The organism is Citrobacter sp. TBCS-14, assembly GCF_005280805.1.
GTDB lineage: Bacteria > Pseudomonadota > Gammaproteobacteria > Enterobacterales > Enterobacteriaceae > Citrobacter > Citrobacter gillenii.
Window position 1 is genome coordinate 752 of sequence record NZ_SZWM01000264.1, and the last position, 613, is coordinate 1,364.

A 613-nucleotide genomic window follows, 5' to 3' on the forward strand; every position below is an offset into this window, starting at 1 on the left:
CACAGGTTCATGGCGTTGGCCGCGCCTGCGTTGTTAATGCGCACCATCAGATCGGCAGCAATGTTATTCACCGTCGGCGTCAGCCAGGCAGGACGGATAGACTCGATAGGATCGATAGATTCACGCCACTCCGGCACATGCTGGTTGAGGTAAGTCATCAGCGGCATTGGTTCGCCAAAGTTAACGTAGCCCTGACCCAGATTACGCAGCTTGCTTAAGCCACGCAGCATCTGCGGCAGGCTCTCTTTCTCTTTTGTCGCGCCACGCAGTTCTTTCGCGTAGGTGCCGACTTCCATCACGTGCTCGTAGCCAATGTAAATCGGCACCAGGGTGATAGGACGCGTACCGCCGCGCAGCATTGCCTGGATGGTCATCGACAGCGTGCCGGTTTTCGGATCCAGCAAACGACCGGTACGTGAGCGCCCACCTTCGACAAAGTACTCAACCGAATAACCNTATTGCCTTTAAACGTACGACGAATAAAGAATGCGCCCAGACGGCGGAAAATCGGACCTGCCGGCCAGAAGTTCAGGTTGATCCCTGCCGCGATATGCGGTGGAACCAGTCCCTGATGGTACAGAACGTACGACAGCAGCATGTAGTCCATATGGCT

At 55.6% G+C, this 613-nt stretch carries 2 pseudogenes; both read right to left on the reverse strand.

What is annotated here, in order from left to right:
* Positions 1-374, reverse strand: a pseudogene (locus FDX22_RS32585) (glycerol-3-phosphate 1-O-acyltransferase); the annotation flags it as partial.
* Positions 372-607 (reverse strand): annotated as a pseudogene (locus tag FDX22_RS30975) (1-acyl-sn-glycerol-3-phosphate acyltransferase); the annotation flags it as partial. The pseudogenes FDX22_RS30975 and FDX22_RS32585, both read right to left, overlap by 3 nt.
* Positions 608-613 lie beyond the last annotated feature (6 nt).